The sequence below is a fragment of the Aquitalea sp. FJL05 genome, assembly GCF_003852595.1.
Lineage (GTDB): Bacteria > Pseudomonadota > Gammaproteobacteria > Burkholderiales > Chromobacteriaceae > Aquitalea > Aquitalea aquatilis.
Genome location: NZ_QAJS01000019.1, coordinates 67,878 through 86,182 on the forward strand (window position 1 = coordinate 67,878; position 18,305 = coordinate 86,182).

The following is an 18,305-nucleotide window of genomic DNA, read 5'->3' on the forward strand; positions in this document are numbered from 1 at the left end:
AAGGCATTTTCCAAGCCACCAAGAAGGGCAAACGTCTTGTGATCAGTTTTGAGTTTCCTGTCACCGAGCGCACCCGTACCCTGCTTCGACTGGAGCAGCTGTATGACCGGCTGGCTTATTTTCTTGGCAAGGATCATCCGCTGGATCATCATGCCGGCCTGCTGGTGTTGTTCGAATTGCTGGAAACGGCGTCACGTGCCGATTTGAAGGCTGATCTGCTGCAGGAGCTCGAGCGGCAGAAACAGGTGCTGGAAGCGCTGCGTGAAAATCCCAATGTGGCGGAAGAAACGCTGGAAAAAGTTCTGGACGAAATCGAGCTGTCCTCCAGCCAGTTGCTCGGTGTGACGGGCAAGTTTGGCCAGCACCTGCGTGAAAACGAGTGGCTGATGGCCATCAAGCAGCGTGCAGGCATTCCCGGTGGTACCTGCCAGTTTGATTTGCCGTCTTATCACCTGTGGCAGCAGAAGCCTGCTGAGGAACGGCGGCGCGACATGCGGCGCTGGGCTGCACCGCTGATGCCGACTGCAGAGGCCGCGCGCATCCTGTTGCATCTGCTGCGCGATAGTGGCAAGACGCATCATTATGTTGCCCGCAATGGTGCTTTTCAGCAGATGTCCGGCGGTAAGGTGGTGCAGATGATTCGCATCGCTTATGACCCCAGCCTGAATGTATTGCCGGAATTGTCTGCCAACAAATATGCGATCAATGTCCGCTTCGTCAGTGCCGTTACCGGTGAAAGCCGGCCACGGCAGACAGAGTGTGATGTCGAATTTACCCTGACCAACTGCAAGTTCTGAGCCATGTCCCAAGCTGTTCGTACCGTACCTTGTCCTACCTGTGGCGCTGCCGTGCGCTGGGAGCCAGCCAGCCAGTTTCGTCCGTTTTGTAGCGAGCGCTGCAAGATGATCGATCTGGGCGAGTGGGCCAGCGAGACTTACCGTGTGCCGGCGCAGGAGGAAAGCCCGGACAGCGAGATCGATCCATCGCGCTACTCTTGAGCCATTTCGGCGATACCAATAACAAGGCCCGCAATTGCGGGCCTTGATCATTGCTGGAGGCACACTCAGGCGCGGGCGGCCAGTGCGGCTCCCTGAGTGAAGTAGGATTTGACGCCACTGAGGATGGAGCCAGCCATTTGCTGCTGGAAATCGCCATCCAGCAGGCGCTGCTCTTCTTCCGGATTACTGATGAAGGCGGTCTCGACCAGGATGGATGGGATGTCCGGGGCCTTGAGTACGGCAAATCCTGCTTGCTCCACCTGGGCGCTATGCAGCTTGTTCAAGCCACCCACCTTGCCCAGCATGATCTTGCCCAGCTTCAGGCTGTCGTTGATGGTGGCGGTCTGCGTGAGATCGAGCAGCGTGTGCGCCAGGAATTTATCCTTGCTGGCGATCTTCACCCCACCAATCAGGTCCGAGCTGTTTTCCGATTGCGCCATGGTCTTGGCAAAGGCACTGGATGCACCTTTTTCCGACAGGGCGAATACCGATGAGCCACGTGCACTGCGATTGGGTGCCGCGTCGGCATGGATGGAGATGAACAGGTCGGCATTCAGTTTACGTGCCTTGGCGACGCGCACACCCAGCGGAATGAAGATGTCTTCTTCGCGGGTCATGAAGGCTTTCATATTGCGTTCGGCATCAATCATGCGCTTGAGCTGCTTGCCAATGCGCAACACGATATCCTTTTCGCGGGTGCCATTCATGCCGATGGCGCCCGGATCCTCGCCGCCATGGCCCGGGTCCAGCATCACCACGATCGGCCGGTTCGCATCATTCTTCTTCGGTTTGACCTGGGGTGGCGGCTCGGTCAGCTTGCCCTTGTTGTAGTCGTCCAGCAGTGCCATCAACGGATCGTCTTGCGTGCCAGTGGCAGGGTAGAGGTCGACCACCAGCCGGTGCTTGTATTCGGCGACCGGATTGAGGGTGAAGGCCTGCGGCTTGACGTCGGTCTTGAGCTCCAGCACCAGTCGTACCGTGTCCGGGCTGAACTGGCCGGCGCGGGCGGTCTTGATGTAGGGGTCGGCGTCGGCGATCTGGCTGCTGATGTCTTTCAATACGCTGTTGAGCTGCACACCTTCCAGGTCAATCACCAGCCGGTTGGGATTGCTGATGGTGAACTGTTTGAACTTGATGGCATCGCTGGCTTCCAGCGTGATGCGGGTATAGCTGGAGGCCGGCCAGATACGGATGGCGACTACCTGGCTGCTGCCAGCGAAGCCAAGCTTGCTGACGCTGAGCAGGAAGGTGGCGGCAGCCGCGCCAATCAGGCGGCGGCGGGTGGGGTCGAAAGTCGAGTCAGGCATGACTGTCCGGTTTCTGTGCTTGCGGTTAAACGATACGTGCGACCCTGTCCGCTGACCTCTAGTTCCAGCGTCAGGTCAGCAATGGGCAATAAGTCCCCAGCTTTATCCGGCCACTCCACCAGGCAGACGGTGTCCTGGCCGAAGTAGTCGCGAAAGCCGGCGTCGTCCCACTCTTCCGGGTCGGCAAAGCGGTACAGGTCGAAATGGTGCACGGTCAGGTCGGCCAGCGGGTAGCTTTCAACCAGAGTATAGGTCGGGCTTTTCACCCTGCCTTGATGGCCCAGGCCGGCCAGCAGGCCACGGCTGAAAGTGGTTTTGCCGGCACCCAGATCGCCCTGCAGGAAAATTACCACGCCGGCTTGCAAGGCGCGCGCCAGCGCACCGCCCAGGGCGAGGGTGGCGGTTTCATCGGGCAGGCTGCCGCAGTGAACGCTGGTATCATCCATGGCCATATGACTGAGAAATCCTATCAAAACATGGATTATCCCGAATTGGCGCGCCAAATCAAAGCCTGGGCACGAGAATTGGGCTTTGCCGATGCCAGAATCGGCCATGCCCGGCTGCCCGCAGAGGCTGAGCACAAGCTGCAAGCCTGGCTGGATGAGGGCTGCCATGGCGAAATGGACTATATGGCGCGGCACGGTGCGCTGCGGGTGAAACCGGCCGAACTGCTGCCCGGCACCCTGACCATCATCAGCGTGCGCATGCACTACTGGCCGGCAGACGCGCAGGCAAGCGAGTCGGTGTTGCAGGATGGCCGGCTGGCCTATCTGTCGCGTTATGCGCTGGGGCGGGACTATCACAAGGTGATACGTGCCCGTTTGCAGAAGCTGGCCGATCAGATCCGTCAGGCCATCGGTGACTTCGGTTATCGGGTGTTCACCGACAGCGCACCGGTGGCCGAAGTGGCGCTAGCCGCCCAGTCCGGCCTTGGCTGGCGCGGCAAGCATACCTTGCTGCTGAACCGGAAGCAGGGTTCGCTGTTCTTTCTGGGCGAACTGTTTACCGACCTGCCCTTGCCGGTGAATGAGGAGGAGGATGGGCACTGCGGCCGCTGCACACGCTGTATTGATATCTGCCCGACCCAGGCCATCACCGCGCCTTACAAGGTGGATGCCCGCCGCTGTATTTCCTATCTGACCATCGAGCTGAAATCAGCCATTCCGCTGGAGCTACGGCCTTTGATCGGCAATCGGGTCTATGGCTGTGATGATTGCCAGCTGGTTTGCCCGTGGAACCGCTTTGCCGTCAATACCGCCGAGGCTGACTTTGCCGTGCGCCATGGTCTGGATCACGTCAGCCTGCTTGAGCTGTTTGGCTGGAGCGAAGCCATGTTCAAGGAAAAACTGGCGGGCAGTCCGATCTACCGTATCGGTTACCCCAAATGGCTGTCCAATCTGGCGGTGGGGCTGGGCAATGCGCCATACGATCCGGCTATCGTTGCTGCACTGGAAGGGCATCAGCATGCTGATGAAGCACTGGTGGCCGAGCCCGTGCGCTGGGCTTTGCAACAACAACGGCTGCGTGCTGCAGACAGCCAATGAAAAAGGGAGCCTTGCGGCTCCCCGGTGCATCACTGCGGCCAGCTCAGTTGAGCGGCTTGGTAAAGTGAAACGAGCTAATGCTGAATCCCTTGCGGAAATACAGGCGGTGCGCTTCGGTGCGCCAGGTGCCGGAATCCAGCACTTGAAAGCCGCAACCCAGCCGGCGGGCTTCGTCGGCACACCAGTCCAGCAACTGGCTGCCTATGCCTTGCGAGCGATGGGCTTCATCGCTGACCAGGTCATCGATATACAGCCGCAGGTCTTCATAGGTGTTTTCGTATACCCGGTACAGGGCGAGTCCCAGCGGCTTGCCGTCACCATCCAGCGCCGCCACCATGCGTGCGCCAAACGAGCAGACGCGTTGCATTTTTGCCGCATAGCTGTGGCCGTGCTCCGGCAGCATGGGGCGCAGCTGGCGGTGCAGGCTGCTGCACAGGGCCAGTAATTCCGGCTCGGTGACCTTGCCGGTTTCGTCAGTCAGCGGCACGATGCGCAAAGACAGGGCCATTTCAGTCGCCACGTGACGGTGCAATCACCAGTGATTCGCCATCCAGAATCACCTTGCCCTGCACCAGACACTGCGTTGCCAGCTTGACGCGCTTCTTCTCCGGGAAAATTTCCACTACGGTAGCGCGGGCGGTAACGGTCTGGCCGATACGTACCGGAGCCTTGAAGCGGGTGGATTGCGACAGGTAGATGGTGCCGTTGCCCGGCAGGCGGGTGCCGACCACGGTGGAGATCAGGCTGGCGGTCAGCATGCCGTGAGCGATACGCGTTTCAAACGGCGTGGTTTCGGCGTATTCCTGATTGATGTGCACCGGATTGTCATCGCCGGAAACAGCAGCAAACAGCAGGATATCGGCTTCGGTAATGGTTTTGGCGTATTCGGCAGAATCGCCGACCTTGATATCTTCAAAGTAGACTGTCATGAGGGAGCCTCCGGCTATGACGTTGAAATTGCTGCACTGCATTGTGCCATGCAGCAGACGAAATGCAAATTAAGCGGAAATGACGTAGTATCTGCAATCAGTTGTTTTTTTGCTACGTGCCACACACTAAAATTCAACCAAACGCTCGTTTGAAATGGCGTTGGGGCATAATTCGGGAAACACCACGGTAGCAAGTCCCTTCCGAGTTCGATTAACCCAGAGAGCTATTCGCTGGAGGAATATGAAAGTTCTAGTCGCTGTTAAACGCGTTGTCGATTACAACGTGAAGGTTCGGGTGAAGGCTGACGGGTCTGATGTCGATGTCGCCAACGTCAAGATGTCGATGAATCCCTTTGACGAAATCGCGGTGGAAGAAGCCGTGCGTCTGAAGGAAGCCGGCAAGGCCACCGAGATTGTTGTTGTTTCCATGGGCGTGAAGCAGTGCGAGGAAACCCTGCGCACCGCTCTGGCCATGGGCGCTGACCGTGCCATCCTGGTGGAAACCGATACCGAACTGCAGCCGCTGGCCGTGGCCAAGCTGCTCAAGGCCGTGGCGGACAAGGAACAGCCGCAACTGCTGATCGTCGGCAAGCAGGCCATTGATGATGATGCCAACCAGACCGGCCAAATGGCTGCGGCTTTGCTGGGCTGGGCCCAGGGCGCATTCGCTTCCAAGGTGGATGTTGCTGCCGAAACCGTCGACGTTACTCGTGAGATCGACGGTGGCCTGGAAACCCTGAAGCTGCGCCTGCCGGCCGTGGTCACTGCCGACCTGCGCCTGAACGAGCCGCGCTTCATCAAGCTGCCCAATATCATGGCCGCCAAGAAAAAGCCGCTGGAAAAGACCAGCCCGGCCGATCTGGGCGTCGATGTCACTCCGCGTCTGAAAACGCTGAAAGTGGCCGAGCCTTCCAAGCGCTCTGCCGGCATCAAGGTAGCCAATGCTGCCGAGCTGGTAGCCAAACTGAAAAACGACGCAAAGGTGCTGTAAGCCATGGCCATTCTCGTTATCGCTGAACACGACAACCAGGGCCTGAAAGCAGGCACCCTGAATACCGTAACTGCCGCCGCCAAGCTGGGCGAAGTGCATGTACTGGTGGCCGGCCACAATGCCGCAGCTGCTGCCGACGCCGCCAAGAGCGTGGTTGGTGTCAGCAAGGTGCTGCTGGCTGATGCGGCCCAATACGCCCACGGTCTGGCCGAATCGCTGTCCGCCCTGGTAGTGGACGTGGCCAAGAGCTACAGCCATGTGCTGGCTCCGGCTACTTCTTTTGGCAAGAACCTGCTGCCGCGCGTGGCTGCCTTGCTGGATGTGGCGCAGATTTCCGAAATCACTGCCATCGAATCGGCTGATACCTTTGTGCGCCCGGTATACGCCGGCAACGTGCTGGCCACTGTGCAATCGGCTGATGCCATCAAGGTGATCACCGTGCGTACCACGGCTTTCGATGCTGCGGCAGCTCAAGGTGGTTCCGCTGCGGTGGAAAGCGTCGCCGTGGCGGCTGATCCGCAACTGTCCAGCTTTATTGGCCAGGAGCTGACCAAATCTGACCGTCCGGAACTGGGCGCTGCCAAGATCATCGTTTCCGGTGGTCGTGCGCTGGGTTCGGAAGAGCAATTCAAGGCCGTGATCGAACCGCTGGCCGACAAGCTGGGAGCTGCCGTTGGTGCTTCGCGTGCCGCAGTTGACGCGGGCTACGCCCCGAACGACTACCAGGTTGGCCAAACCGGCAAGGTAGTGGCACCGCAGCTGTACTTCGCTGTGGGTATTTCCGGTGCCATCCAGCATCTGGCCGGTATGAAAGATTCCAAGGTGATCGTGGCGATCAACAAGGACGAAGAAGCGCCGATCTTCCAGGTGGCTGACTACGGCATTGTGGGTGACCTGTTCACCGTGGTGCCGGAATTGCTGGCCGAACTGGCCAAGTAAAGGTGTGTGGGGAGGGGCAGCCCTCCCCATCCGAGCAGGCAGCATAGCCGCCGGAATCAAAAAATAAAAACCGGCTACGACCGGTCTGCTTCATGGAGGAGCAAGCTTTCCCGCCGCAGCTCGCGGTGGGTAGGCATGCTCATGCATCAGGTGGACGGCGAGCCGGTTTTTTCATATCTACGACGATTGTAGTGCAGCAAGAATAAGGAGAGGCTGATGATTTATAACGCGCCAGTTAAAGAAATTCGCTTTGTTCTCAATGAATTGGCCGAGCTGACCTCGGTGTGCAGCCTGCCTGGTTATGAAGACTGCTCGGTGGAGCTGGTCGATGCCATTCTGGAAGAAGCCGCCAAGTTTGCCGAAGGGGTGCTGGCTCCCATCAACAAGCAGGGTGACAAAGGGGCCACGCTGAAAGACGGCGAAGTGACCGCCGCGCCGGGCTTCAAGGACGCCTGGCAGCAATATGTCGAATCCGGCTGGGTGGGCCTGCGTGCGCCGGCTGATTTTGGCGGGCAGGGCATGCCGGCGCTGGTGGCGATTGCCGCCGAAGAAATGTGGTGTTCGGCCAATCTGGCCTTTTCACTGGCACCGCTGTTGACGTTGGGTGCGGTGGAAGCCATTCACCATCATGCCTCGGAAGAACTCAAGGCCATTTATCTGCCGCGCATGTCCAGTGGTGAGTGGACTGGTACCATGAACCTGACCGAGCCGCAGGCCGGTTCCGACCTGGCTCAGGTACGCTCGCGTGCCGTGCCGCAGGCCGATGGCAGCTATCGCATCAGTGGGCAGAAAATCTTCATCACCTGGGGTGAGCACGATATGGCCGACAATATCGTCCATCTGGTGCTGGCCCGTCTGCCGGACGCTCCGGCCGGGGTGAAGGGTATTTCCCTGTTCATCGTGCCCAAGTTCCTGGTGAGTGCTGATGGCAGCCTGGGTGCGCGTAACGACGTACGTTGCGTATCGCTGGAACACAAGCTGGGCATCCACGGCAGCCCGACGGCGGTGATGAGTTTTGGTGATAACGATGGTGCCATCGGCTATCTGGTGGGCGAGGCCAACAAGGGTCTGGGCTATATGTTCACCATGATGAACCACGCCCGCCTTGGGGTGGGGGTGGAGGGCATGTCGGTATCCGAGCGCGCCTACCAGAAGGCAGTGGAATATGCCCGCGACCGCGTGCAAAGCCGGGCTGTCGGTTCGCCCGACCCGGCTGGTGTGGCCATCATCAAGCATCCCGACATCCGTCGCATGCTGATGACCATGCGCGCCCAGATCGAAGCCCAGCGCGCGCTGGCCTTCTACACCGCTGCGGCGCTGGATCGTGCCTCGCGCCATCCGGTGGCCAGCGAAGCAGCGCGCAATCAGGCGCTGGTGAATTTCCTCATTCCCATCGTCAAGGGTTGGAATACCGAGCAGGCCAATGAACTGACCAGCCTGGCGGTGCAAGTGCATGGCGGCATGGGCTTTATCGAAGAAACCGGCGTGGCGCAGTACTACCGTGATGCGCGCATCACCGCCATTTACGAAGGCACTACCGGCATTCAGGCGCTGGACCTTATTGGCCGCAAGACCTTCAGCGAAGGCGGCGCGACGGCCCGTGCGCTGTTGGATGAAGCGCGTGCCACGGCTGGCAAGCTGGAAGCCGCCGGTTACGCCAGTATCGCCGCCAATCTGCAGCAGGCTGCGGCCGAGGCCGAACGCTGCGTTGCTTTCATTCTCGATAGCTTCGGTAGTCAGCCGCAGCTGGCAGCCGCCGGTTCGGTACCTTTCCTCAAGCTGATGGGTATTGTGCTGGGTGGCTGGCAACTGGGCCGCGCCGCGCTGATCGCCCGCGAAAAACTGGGGGAAGACGGTGTGGATGAGGATTTCCTCAAGGCCAAAATCATCACCGCCCGCTTCTTTGCCGAGCATATGTTGCCGCAGGTCGGCGGCCTGGCCGCGGCCATTGTGGATGGTGCCGACAGCGTGCTGGAACTGGACGACAGCCTGTTCTAAGCTGAAGTCCTGCCAGCCGAAACAGCCACCTGCGGGTGGCTGTTTCTTTAAGTAAAGCTATTGGAAATTGTGCAGGGAAAATCAGGAAGTGATGCAAAAACAGGTGCTTGTGACTTGTTTCAACTGGCCGAAAGCGGTATGATTGAAAGGTTTAACCAAACGGGACAGGCGCAAAACGTCGTGTCCCGTTATTCACATAAAAATCCGCAAAAACATACAAGCGAAACGCAACAGGAGCTAGTCAGTGTCAACCGTACCAGCGATCCTCGTCTTGGCTGACGGTACCCTCTTCAAGGGCAGTGCCATCGGAGCCACCGGCCATACGGTCGGCGAAGTGGTATTCAATACCGCCATGACCGGGTATCAGGAAATCCTCACCGATCCCTCCTACACCAAACAAATCGTCACCCTGACTTATCCCCATATCGGTAATGTCGGCGCGAATTCGGAAGATACCGAATCACGCGCCGTTTTTGCATCCGGTCTGATCATTCGCGATCTGCCGCTGTTGCACAGCAACTTCCGTGCGGAAGATTCGTTGTCCGACTATCTGGCCAAGAACAATGTCGTGGCCATCGCCGATATCGATACCCGTCGCCTGACTCGCATTCTGCGCGAGAAGGGTGCCCAGCCTGGCTGCATCATGGCTGGTGCCGATCTGGACGAAGCCCGCGCGCTGGAACTGGCACGTGGTTTCGGCTCCATGGCTGGCCAGGATCTGGCCAAGGTGGTCAGCTGTGCCGAGTCCTACCAGTGGAAACTGGGCGAATGGAAGCTGGGTGCCGGCTATAGCGAACAGGCCGAAACCCCCTTCCATGTCGTTGCCTACGACTTCGGTGTCAAGCACAACATCCTGCGCATGCTGGCCGAACGTGGCTGCAAGCTGACCGTGGTTCCGGCGCAGACGCCGGCCAAGGATGTGCTGGCGCTGAATCCGGATGGCGTGTTCCTGTCCAACGGCCCGGGCGATCCGGAACCGTGCGACTACGCCATCGCCGCCATCCGCGACATCCTGGAAACCCGCCTGCCGGTATTCGGTATCTGCCTGGGTCACCAGTTGTTGGGTCTGGCCTCCGGTGCCAAGACCAGCAAGATGAAGTTTGGCCACCACGGTGCCAACCACCCGGTGCAGGATCTGGACAGCGGCCGCGTGATGATCACCAGCCAGAACCACGGCTTCCAGGTGGATGAGTCCACCCTGCCGGCCAATGTGCGCGTGACCCATCGCAGCCTGTTCGACCAGACCGTACAGGGCATTGCGCTGACCGACCGCCCGGCATTCTCCTTCCAGGGACACCCGGAAGCCAGCCCCGGTCCGGAAGACGTGGCCTATCTGTTTGACCGCTTCATCACGGCGATGAGCCAGGCGAAGTAAACGGACCAGAACGGAGAACAAGCATGCTGGGCATTACCGATATCACCACCTACCTGATTGGCACCATCATCATCGTGTTGCTGCCAGGCCCCAACTCCATGTATGTGCTGTCGGTGGCGGCACAGCGCGGCATCCGCCGCGGCTTTGTGGGGGCCTGCGGGGTATTTGCCGGTGATGCAATCCTGATGACGCTGGCCGCCACGGGGGCGGCAGGGGTGCTCAAGGCCAATCCGGCCCTGTTTGCCGTGGTCAAGTATGCCGGTGGTGCTTACCTGACCTGGCTGGGCCTGCAGATGCTGCGTGGCGCCTGGCGTGCCTGGCGCAGTGCTTCCCGTACGGAAGACGCTGCGCCGCAAGCACAGCGCGAAGTGGACGCCAGCCGTCCCTTCGTCAAGGCGCTGGTCATCAGCCTGATGAACCCCAAGGCCATCTTGTTCTTCGTGTCCTTCTTCGTGCAATTCGTCGACCCGGCCTATCCGCACCCGGTGCTGACCTTTCTTGTGCTGGGCGGCTTGCTGCAGTGCTGCAGCGCCCTCTATCTGGCCACCATCATCGTGTCCGGAGCAAGACTGGCCGAAGCCTTCCGCCGCCGCCGCAAACTGTCCTCCGCCATGTCTGGCGGGGTGGGCGCGCTGTTTCTGGGCTTCGGGGCCAAACTGGCGGCAGCCAGCCTGAACTGAACAATTGAAATTGACTGAGCGATAACATGCCGAAACGTACCGACCTCAAGAGTATTCTCATCATCGGCGCCGGCCCCATTGTCATTGGCCAGGCCTGCGAGTTTGACTACTCCGGCGCCCAGGCCTGCAAGGCCCTGCGTGAAGAAGGTTACAAAGTCATCTTGGTGAACTCCAATCCGGCCACCATCATGACTGACCCGAACATGGCCGATGTCACCTACATCGAACCGATCACCTGGCCTGTTCTGGAAAAAATCATTGCCAAGGAACGTCCGGACGCCATCTTGCCCACCATGGGCGGCCAGACCGCACTGAACTGTGCGCTGGACCTGGCCAAGCATGGCGTGCTGGAAAAGTACAATGTCGAGCTGATCGGTGCCACCGAAGACGCCATCGACAAGGCAGAAGACCGTGGCCGCTTCAAGGAAGCCATGGCCAAGATCGGCCTGTCCTGCCCGCTGTCCTTTGTCTGCCACAGCATGGAAGAGTCGCTGGAAGCGCAGTCCAAGGTGGGTTACCCCACGCTGATCCGCCCGTCCTTCACCATGGGCGGCTCCGGTGGCGGCATCGCCTACAACAAGGAAGAATTCCTGGCGATCTGCGAGCGCGGCTTTGAAGCGTCTCCCACCCATGAACTGCTGATCGAGCAGTCCGTACTCGGCTGGAAAGAGTACGAAATGGAAGTGGTGCGCGACAAAAAAGACAACTGCATCATCATCTGCTCCATCGAGAACTTCGACCCGATGGGCGTGCATACCGGTGACTCCATCACCGTGGCTCCGGCACAGACCCTCACCGACAAGGAATACCAGATCATGCGTAATGCATCGATCGCGGTACTCCGTGAAATCGGCGTGGATACCGGTGGCTCCAACGTGCAGTTCGCCACCAATCCGGTCAACGGCGAAATGATCGTGATCGAGATGAACCCGCGTGTATCGCGTTCGTCGGCACTGGCTTCCAAGGCCACCGGCTTCCCGATTGCCAAGGTGGCTGCCAAGCTGGCCGTGGGCTACACCCTGGACGAACTGAAAAACGACATCACCGGCGGCGCAACCCCGGCTTCGTTCGAACCGTCCATCGACTACGTGGTCACCAAGATCCCGCGTTTTGCCTTCGAAAAATTCCCGCAGGCCGACAACCGCCTGACCACCCAGATGAAGTCGGTGGGCGAAGTGATGGCCATGGGCCGCACCCTGCAGGAATCCATGCACAAGGCGCTGCGTGGCCTGGAAACCGGTCTGTCCGGTTTCAACTCGGTGACCAGCAACGAAGAAACCATCCGTCACGAAGTCAGCACCCCGGGACCGGAACGCATCCTGTACGTGGCCGACGCCTTCCGCGTGGGCATGAGCCGCGACGATGTGTTTGCCTTGAGCAAGATCGACCCGTGGTTCCTGGCGCAGATTGAAGACATCGTGGGCGAAGAAAAAGCCCTGGCCGGCCGCAAGGTGGAAGAGTTGAGCTTTGACGAACTGCGTCGTCTGAAGCGCAAGGGCTTCTCCGACCGTCGTCTGGGTGAACTGCTGAATACCGACCAGGCTGTCGTGCGCGCCAAGCGCTGGGCATTGGGTCTGCACCCGGTCTACAAGCGTGTGGATACCTGCGCGGCCGAGTTCGCCACTTCCACCGCCTATATGTATTCCAGCTACGAAGAAGAGTGCGAAGCCAACCCGTCCGACCGCAAGAAGGTCATGGTACTGGGTGGCGGCCCCAACCGTATCGGTCAGGGCATCGAATTCGACTACTGCTGCGTGCATGCGGCGCTGGCGCTGCGTGAATCCGGTTTCGAGACCATCATGGTCAACTGCAACCCGGAAACCGTCTCCACCGACTACGACACCTCCGACCGTCTGTACTTCGAGCCGCTGACGCTGGAAGACGTGCTGGAAATCTGCCGTATCGAAAAGCCGTTTGGTGTCATCGTGCAGTACGGTGGCCAGACCCCGCTGAAGCTGGCGCGCGCGCTGGAAGCCAATGGTGTGCCCATCATCGGGACCAGCCCGGACATGATCGACGCCGCGGAAGACCGCGAGCGCTTCCAGAAGCTGCTGCACGACCTGGGCCTGAAACAGCCGCCGAACCGCACTGCGCGTACTCCGGCCGATGCCATGAAGCTGGCCGAAGAAATCGGCTATCCGCTGGTGGTGCGCCCGTCTTACGTACTGGGTGGCCGTGCGATGGAAATCGTGCACGAGCCGGCCGACCTCGAGCGCTACATGCGCGAAGCGGTCAAGGTATCCAACGACAGCCCGGTACTGCTGGATCACTTCCTCAATGACGCCATCGAAGTCGACGTGGATTGCATCTCTGACGGCACCTCGGTGGTGATCGGCGGCATCATGCAGCATATCGAACAGGCTGGTGTGCACTCCGGTGACTCCGCCTGCTCGCTGCCGCCGTACAGCCTGTTCCCGGCGGTGCAGGACGAAATCCGTCGCCAGACCGAAGCCATGGCGCGTGCGCTGAATGTGGTTGGCCTGATGAACGTACAGTTCGCCATCCAGGGTGACACCATCTACGTGCTGGAAGTCAACCCGCGTGCCTCGCGTACCGTGCCGTTTGTTTCCAAGGTAACCGGCGCATCGCTGGCCAAGATTGCCGCTCGTGCCATGGCTGGTATCAGCCTGATCGAGCAAGGCTTTACCCAGGAAGTCATCCCGCCGTATTACGCGGTGAAGGAAGCCGTATTCCCCTTCATCAAGTTCCCTGGTGTCGATACCATCCTTGGGCCGGAAATGAAGTCCACCGGTGAAGTGATGGGTGTGGGCAAGAGCTTTGCGGAAGCCTTCGTCAAGAGCCAGCTGGCTGCCGGCGACAAGCTGCCGCGCACCGGCAAGGTGTTCCTGTCGGTACGCCAGTCCGACAAGAACGGTGCGGTAGACGTGGCACGTGAGCTGCAGCGTCTGGGCTTTGGCGTGTGTGCCACCCGTGGCACGGCCAAGACCCTGGCCGAAGCCGGCATCGTGGTGCAGGTGGTCAACAAGGTAAACGAAGGTCGCCCGCACATCGTCGACATGATCAAGAACGGCGAAATCGACGTGCTGGTCAATACCGTGGATGAAAAGCGCCAGGCCATTCAGGACAGCCACTCCATCCGTCGCAGCGCGCTGCAGGCCCGTATTCCGCAATACACTACCCTGGCTGGTGCCAAGGCCGTGTGTGTGGGCATGGCGCATGTGGAAGAGTTTGATGTTTACAGCGTTCAGGAACTGCACGCCTCCATCAAGCACTAATCTTGCTGCCAGCTGGAAGCTAAGGGACAAGTTGTGCGTTGAAGCTTTGAACCACAAGCGATTTGCCGTTACAATCTAGCTATTGAACCCGCAACACCCAAGCCGCCGTCTCGTACGGCGGCTTGTGTTTTTGATGACGGCGGGGTACCGCCTCAGGAGAACACCCGAATGAACAAAGTCCCGTTGACTCTGCGTGGCGCCGAGCTTCTCAAAGAAGAACTGCAACGCCTGAAGAGCGTGGAACGTCCGGCGGTTATCGAAGCGATCGCCGAGGCGCGTTCGCATGGCGACCTGTCGGAAAACGCCGAATACGATGCAGCCAAGGAACGCCAAGGCTTCGTCGAAGGCCGCATTGCCGATCTCGAAGGCAAGATTTCCAATGCCATCATCATTAATCCGGCCGAGCTGGATGCCGATGGTCGCGTGGTGTTTGGTGCTACTGTCGAACTGATGGATCTGGAAACCGAAGACAAAGTCACCTACCAGATCGTGGGCGACGATGAAGCCGACATCAAGGTCTGCAAGGTTTCGGTCAATTCGCCGATTGCGCGTGCGCTGATCGGCAAGGAAGCCGGCGATGTGGCCGAGGTGGTGGCACCGGGCGGCATCCGCGAATACGAAGTGCTAGACGTCAAGTACATCTAAAACTGTCAGATCAAACGCGCGGCTATCGCGCGTTTTTGCTGTGTTTCAGGGAGAGCGCGCATGGATGGGTTGCGAGCGATTACCAGAACCTTCTGGATAGGCGGGCTGTGGGTCATTGGCCTGATTGTCACGCCGGTATTGTTCAAGATGCTGGATACGGTGACCGCAGGCATGGTGGCTGGCAAGCTGTTTGCCGGCATTGCCTGGGTTGGTCTGGTCTGCGGTGTATTTTTGCTGGTGGACAATGTCTGGCGCAATGGCGTGCGCGGCATGAAGGAGAGCAGCTTCTGGCTGATCGTCGGCATGCTGCTGTGCACCGTCATCAACCACTTTGCGGTCACCCCCATCATCGCCGAGCTGAAGTTGCAGATGAACCATGCGGCGGAAGGGCTGTTTGGCGGTGGCTTTGCCACCTGGCACGCCATTTCCAGCCTGATTTATCTGGTGCAAAGCCTGATGGGCCTGGCCTACATCCTGCGCCGTGACTGAGCAGGTCTGAGCACCAGCAGGGCCGGGACAAAATAAAAGCGGTGGAGTCCCACCGCTTTTGCTATACCGGCCAAGAGCTGGCTCAGGATTGCGACGCCAGCTTCAGTGCCTTTTTGTTCTTCGGCAGTACGATGCGCTGTTTGTCGCTGGGACGCCACAGCACCAGCAGTTTGCCGATATGCTGTACCGGAGCAGCACTGAGATCATCGCAGATTTGCTCGTACAGCGCGATGCGGGCAGCGCGGTCATCACCTTGTACGCGGATTTTGATCAGCTCGTGGGCATCCAGGCTGATGGCGATTTCGCGCAGTACGGAGTCGCTCAGGCCATTATTGCCGATCATCACGACCGGGTTGAGCGTCTGGGCCAGACCCTTGAGGTGTTGGCGCTGGAAAGGTTGCAGTTCGATTTTCATTGGACAGGCTTGGTTTCAAAGCAAAACCGGATTCTACTAGAGTTTGGCCCTTTGCCCAAACTCTGGCCACAAACAGACTGAAAAACAACAGGATAGCCCACCGGCTATGCTGGACGAGATTGGCAGAAAGCTACCCATGGCAAGAAGTACCAGCAGCAATATCTGGCTGCGCGAACATGTTAACGACCAGTATGTACAGATGGCCAAGAAAGACGGCTACCGGGCAAGGGCAGCGTACAAGCTGCTGGAAATCAACGAAAAAGACAAACTGATACGCCCCGGTACCGTGCTGGCCGACCTGGGGAGCGCCCCAGGCAGCTGGTCGCAAGTAGCCGCCCGTATCGTCGGTGAGCAGGGCAAGGTGTTTGCGCTGGATATTCTGCCGATGAATCCGATTGCCGATGTGGAATTCATCCAGGGCGATTTTCGTGAAGAAGAAATTCTGCAGCAGTTTGTCGACCTGCTGGATGGTCGTGCGCTGGACCTTGTAATTTCCGATATGGCACCCAATATCTCAGGAATGAGCGCCATGGATCAGGCCAGAAGTTTTCTCCTGTGTGAGCTGGCGCTGGAATTTGCGCGCGATCACCTGAAACCCGGCGGCAGTTTTCTCGTCAAAGTGTTCCAGGGCAGTGATTTCCAGTCCTACCTCCAGGCCATGCGCGAGCTGTTCGAAGAGGTGGTCACCCGCAAACCCAAGGCCTCGCGCGATCGTTCCAGTGAAATTTACTTGCTGGGCAAGGGCCGACGCTGACATACAACCCCTCGGGGTTTACAATCCATACCAATGAAATACGCAACCGCAAAGTCAGGGCACAGAGGAGTCCGCTACTCGTGAACAATATCGGCAAAAACATAGCCATCTGGGTCATCATCGGTTTGGTACTGATGACAGTATTCAATCAGTTCAACAAACGCCAGGACGCCCAGAACCAGATCGAGTACTCGCAATTCATCAGCGATGTCGAATCCGGCAAGGTGCAATCCCTGAGCATTGAGGGCCATCCCCTGCGTGGCCAGTGGCTGAAGGGTAAGCGGACAGACGGTTCGGCATTTGCCACCTACGCTCCGTACGACCCGCAACTGGTCGAAGACCTGATCAAGAACAACGTACGCTTCTCCGCCAAGCCGGAAGAAGAACCGTCCATGCTGATGAGCATCTTCATCAGCTGGTTCCCGATGCTGTTGCTGATTGGCGTGTGGGTTTTCTTCATGCGTCAGATGCAGGGCGGCGGCAAGGGCGGTGCTTTCTCCTTCGGCAAGAGCAAGGCGCGCATGCTGGATCAGGACACCAATACCGTGACCTTTGCGGATGTGGCCGGCTGCGATGAAGCCAAGGAAGAAGTAAAGGAAATCGTCGATTACCTGCGCGATCCGTCCCGCTACCAGAGTCTGGGTGGGCGCATTCCGCGCGGCATCTTGCTGTGTGGCTCCCCGGGTACCGGTAAAACGCTGTTGGCCAAGGCCATCGCTGGCGAAGCCAAGGTGCCGTTCTTCAGCATCTCTGGTTCCGACTTTGTGGAAATGTTTGTCGGCGTGGGTGCTGCCCGTGTCCGCGACATGTTCGAGCAGGCGAAAAAGAACTCGCCTTGCATCATCTTCATCGATGAAATCGATGCTGTCGGCCGCCAGCGTGGTGCTGGTCTGGGCGGTGGCAACGACGAACGCGAACAGACGCTGAACCAGCTGCTGGTGGAAATGGATGGTTTCGAAACCAACACCACCGTTATCGTGATCGCCGCGACCAACCGTCCTGACGTACTCGACCCAGCCCTGCAACGTCCGGGCCGTTTCGACCGCCAGGTGGTGGTGCCGCTGCCGGATATCCGTGGTCGCGAACAGATTCTGTCCGTGCACATGCGCAAAGTCCCGATTGCTGCCGATGTGGAACCTTCGGTCATCGCTCGTGGCACGCCGGGTTTCTCCGGTGCTGATCTGGCCAACCTGGTGAACGAGGCTGCGCTGTTTGCTGCCCGTCGCGCCAAGCGCCTGGTGGACATGGTGGATTTCGAGTCGGCCAAGGACAAGATCATGATGGGTGCCGAGCGCCGCAGCATGGTGATGTCGGAGGAAGAAAAGCGTAATACCGCTTATCACGAATCCGGCCATGCCGTTGTTGCCAAGCTCTTGCCCAAGTCGGATCCGGTGCACAAGGTCACCATCATTCCGCGCGGACGTGCGCTGGGTGTGACCATGCAGCTGCCGGAACAGGACCGCTTTGCCTATGATCGCGGCTACCTGATGGACCGTCTGGCCATTCTGTTCGGCGGTCGTATTGCCGAAGAGCTGTTCATGAACCAGATGACCACCGGTGCTTCCAACGACTTCGAACGTGCCACACAAATGGCGCGCGACATGGTGACCCGCTACGGCATGTCCGACAAGCTCGGTCCGATGGTGTATGGCGACAACGAAGGTGAAGTCTTCCTGGGTCGTTCCATCACCACGCACAAGAACCTGTCCGAAGCCACGATGCAGCAAGTGGATATGGAAATCCGCCGCATTATCGACGAGCAGTACGGGCTGGCCCGCCGTCTGCTGGAAGATAACCGCGACAAGGTGGAAGCCATGACCGCAGCCCTGCTGGAATGGGAAACCATCGATGCCGAGCAGATTAACGACATCATGGATGGCAAGCCGCCGCGTCCGCCCAAACCGGGCAGCGGTTTCCCGGCCAAGCCGGAAGACAAGCCGGCTGAAGCCAGCCCGGCAGCAGCAACATCTACGCCGGCTCAGGAACTCTGATCACCGGTTTTTGC

General features: G+C 59.2%; 18 protein-coding genes. 13 read left to right on the top strand and 5 right to left on the bottom strand.

Translation table 11 applies throughout. From position 1 onward, the window contains the following. The first annotated feature begins 38 nt into the window (after positions 1-38). Together zapD and yacG are read left to right on the top strand one after the other, a co-directional pair. A complete protein-coding gene (gene zapD, locus DBR44_RS18350) occupies positions 39-797 on the top strand; it encodes a cell division protein ZapD (protein ID WP_059284846.1) in 759 nt (252 codons plus the stop codon). 3 nt (positions 798-800) lie between these two features. Then, positions 801-998 carry a DNA gyrase inhibitor YacG gene (gene yacG / locus DBR44_RS18355; RefSeq protein WP_103524355.1) on the top strand — a complete coding sequence of 66 codons (198 nt, stop codon included), beginning with the start codon at positions 801-803 and terminating at the stop codon, positions 996-998. A 65-nt stretch (positions 999-1,063) separates the two neighbouring features. Here the strand turns inward: yacG and DBR44_RS18360 are convergent, their stop codons facing one another. Beyond that, the gene (locus DBR44_RS18360; protein ID WP_124645439.1) at positions 1,064-2,305 is read right to left on the bottom strand and encodes an N-acetylmuramoyl-L-alanine amidase; all 1,242 of its coding nucleotides are present in this window, start codon (positions 2,303-2,305) and stop codon (positions 1,064-1,066) included. Then, on the bottom strand, positions 2,266-2,751 hold the full coding sequence (tsaE, locus tag DBR44_RS18365) for a tRNA (adenosine(37)-N6)-threonylcarbamoyltransferase complex ATPase subunit type 1 TsaE (RefSeq protein WP_233578663.1): 486 nt from the start codon (positions 2,749-2,751) through the stop codon (positions 2,266-2,268). The genes DBR44_RS18360 and tsaE overlap by 40 nt, the downstream gene beginning before the upstream one ends. A 30-nt stretch (positions 2,752-2,781) precedes the next feature. Here tsaE and queG point away from each other — a divergent pair, with 30 nt between their 5' ends. Then, positions 2,782-3,849: a tRNA epoxyqueuosine(34) reductase QueG gene (gene queG, locus DBR44_RS18370; RefSeq protein WP_233578667.1), complete on the top strand. Its 1,068-nt coding sequence runs from the start codon at positions 2,782-2,784 to the stop codon at positions 3,847-3,849. Between the two features lie 43 nt (positions 3,850-3,892). On the opposite strand, the gene DBR44_RS18375 is transcribed toward queG, so the two are convergent. After that, positions 3,893-4,357 (bottom strand): GNAT family N-acetyltransferase, encoded by a 465-nt coding sequence (locus DBR44_RS18375; RefSeq protein ID WP_124645442.1) that lies wholly within the window; start codon positions 4,355-4,357, stop codon positions 3,893-3,895. A gap of 1 nt (position 4,358) precedes the next feature. Continuing rightward, positions 4,359-4,778 (bottom strand): MaoC family dehydratase, encoded by a 420-nt coding sequence (locus tag DBR44_RS18380; RefSeq protein WP_124645443.1) that lies wholly within the window; start codon positions 4,776-4,778, stop codon positions 4,359-4,361. A 241-nt stretch (positions 4,779-5,019) separates the two neighbouring features. Here DBR44_RS18380 and DBR44_RS18385 point away from each other — a divergent pair, with 241 nt between their 5' ends. The 8 genes from DBR44_RS18385 (at position 5,020) to DBR44_RS18425 (ending at position 15,131) form a co-directional block, all read left to right on the top strand. After that, positions 5,020-5,769 carry an electron transfer flavoprotein subunit beta/FixA family protein gene (locus DBR44_RS18385; RefSeq protein WP_124645444.1) on the top strand — a complete coding sequence of 250 codons (750 nt, stop codon included), beginning with the start codon at positions 5,020-5,022 and terminating at the stop codon, positions 5,767-5,769. 3 nt (positions 5,770-5,772) lie between these two features. Beyond that, complete coding sequence (locus DBR44_RS18390) at positions 5,773-6,708, top strand: electron transfer flavoprotein subunit alpha/FixB family protein (RefSeq protein ID WP_124645445.1); 936 nt, start codon at positions 5,773-5,775, stop codon at positions 6,706-6,708. Between the two features lie 216 nt (positions 6,709-6,924). After that, a complete protein-coding gene (locus tag DBR44_RS18395) occupies positions 6,925-8,706 on the top strand; it encodes an acyl-CoA dehydrogenase (RefSeq protein WP_124645446.1) in 1,782 nt (593 codons plus the stop codon). Positions 8,707-8,950: 244 nt separating this feature from the next. Continuing rightward, entirely contained in the window at positions 8,951-10,081 is a 1,131-nt protein-coding gene (gene carA, locus DBR44_RS18405) for a glutamine-hydrolyzing carbamoyl-phosphate synthase small subunit (protein WP_124645448.1), read from the top strand. Between the two features lie 23 nt (positions 10,082-10,104). Further along, positions 10,105-10,761 (top strand): leucine efflux protein LeuE, encoded by a 657-nt coding sequence (gene leuE / locus DBR44_RS18410; protein ID WP_124645449.1) that lies wholly within the window; start codon positions 10,105-10,107, stop codon positions 10,759-10,761. Between the two features lie 26 nt (positions 10,762-10,787). Then, positions 10,788-13,997 carry a carbamoyl-phosphate synthase large subunit gene (gene carB / locus DBR44_RS18415; protein WP_124645450.1) on the top strand — a complete coding sequence of 1,070 codons (3,210 nt, stop codon included), beginning with the start codon at positions 10,788-10,790 and terminating at the stop codon, positions 13,995-13,997. A gap of 168 nt (positions 13,998-14,165) precedes the next feature. Beyond that, a complete protein-coding gene (gene greA / locus DBR44_RS18420) occupies positions 14,166-14,642 on the top strand; it encodes a transcription elongation factor GreA (protein ID WP_124645451.1) in 477 nt (158 codons plus the stop codon). 60 nt (positions 14,643-14,702) lie between these two features. Then, positions 14,703-15,131, top strand: coding sequence for a DUF4149 domain-containing protein (locus tag DBR44_RS18425; RefSeq protein WP_124645452.1), 429 nt, complete (start codon positions 14,703-14,705; stop codon positions 15,129-15,131). Positions 15,132-15,213: 82 nt separating this feature from the next. Here DBR44_RS18425 and DBR44_RS18430 read toward each other — a convergent pair whose 3' ends face one another. Next, positions 15,214-15,546, bottom strand: coding sequence for a YhbY family RNA-binding protein (locus tag DBR44_RS18430; RefSeq protein WP_124645453.1), 333 nt, complete (start codon positions 15,544-15,546; stop codon positions 15,214-15,216). Positions 15,547-15,682: 136 nt separating this feature from the next. Between DBR44_RS18430 and rlmE the strand changes: the two genes are divergently transcribed. After that, a complete protein-coding gene (rlmE, locus tag DBR44_RS18435) occupies positions 15,683-16,300 on the top strand; it encodes a 23S rRNA (uridine(2552)-2'-O)-methyltransferase RlmE (RefSeq protein WP_124645454.1) in 618 nt (205 codons plus the stop codon). 80 nt (positions 16,301-16,380) lie between these two features. Then, positions 16,381-18,291 carry an ATP-dependent zinc metalloprotease FtsH gene (gene ftsH, locus DBR44_RS18440; protein WP_103524369.1) on the top strand — a complete coding sequence of 637 codons (1,911 nt, stop codon included), beginning with the start codon at positions 16,381-16,383 and terminating at the stop codon, positions 18,289-18,291. Positions 18,292-18,305: the final 14 nt, after the last annotated feature.